The following is a 241-nucleotide window of genomic DNA, read 5'->3' as shown; positions in this document are numbered from 1 at the left end:
CCGGTGCATCGCCACCGCTGGTTAAAACCCCAATGGAGTTCATAAGCTTACGCCTCCCTCGACAATGCCGCTCCCTATAGAGCGGTACCGCTGAAATCGTTTTCGTAACAGCTCCTCTACGGGAGTTTCTTTTAAGATTTGCAGATTTTTAACAACTTCTTCTTTAACCGCCTTTAATGTTTCCGCTGGATTCCGGTGTGCTCCTCCTAACGGCTCGGGGATAATGCCATCTATTAAACCA

The 241-nt window shown here is 48.1% G+C and carries 1 pseudogene; it reads right to left on the bottom strand.

What is annotated here, in order from left to right:
- Positions 1-39: 39 nt before the first annotated feature.
- Positions 40-241, bottom strand: a pseudogene (locus ciss_RS11885) (acetyl-CoA carboxylase carboxyl transferase subunit alpha); the annotation flags it as partial.

Origin of the sequence: Carboxydothermus islandicus (assembly GCF_001950325.1) — a bacterium.
Classification (GTDB): domain Bacteria; phylum Bacillota; class Z-2901; order Carboxydothermales; family Carboxydothermaceae; genus Carboxydothermus; species Carboxydothermus islandicus.
Note: the sequence above shows the minus strand (reverse complement) of the source record. Positions and strands in the feature narration are given on the sequence as shown.